This is a genomic window from Pseudomonas paracarnis (genome assembly GCF_904063055.1).
In the GTDB taxonomy this organism is placed as follows: domain Bacteria; phylum Pseudomonadota; class Gammaproteobacteria; order Pseudomonadales; family Pseudomonadaceae; genus Aquipseudomonas; species Aquipseudomonas paracarnis.
In genome coordinates, this window is the sequence record NZ_CAJFCN010000067.1 from 1 (window position 1) to 467 (window position 467).

The window sequence follows — 467 nt, forward strand, 5'->3', positions numbered from 1 at the left end:
CGGGGCCCGCAGTCGAGCCTGCTGCGAGTGTTGGCCAAGGCATTCGACCTGGGGTTTGATCCGCTCGATTGCGCACTGGCCGAGCTCTGGACGGGGCGGCGCCCGTTGGTGTTGCAGAAGATTGACGATTAGCTGTGGCGTACGGCCGGGGATACCCGTGAACGTCTGGAGTTGTACGCGGCGCGCTTGATCGAGCAGGCACTGGCAGGCCCCATCGAACAGTTGGAAGAGCCCGGCTGGCAGGAGGTGAAGGCGGTGATCGAAGGCCTGCGCATCGTCGTCGCGCCACGCCTGGATGCCTGCGGCCCCGCAGAGATGCGTGGCTTGCCCGATGCCTTGAGTGGGCGTTTTGTCCCGGCGGGGCCCAGCGGGGCGCCGCGTCGCGGTCGGCGGGATGTGCTGCCTACGGGGCGTAACTGCTTTACCGTTGACGTACGCAAACTGCCAACCACCACTGCCTGGCTGCC

Annotated in this window: 1 pseudogene; it reads left to right on the forward strand. The window is 66.8% G+C overall.

Annotated features, from left to right (window positions below):
- Positions 1 to 467 (forward strand): annotated as a pseudogene (locus tag JMV15_RS27920) (cobaltochelatase subunit CobN); the annotation flags it as partial.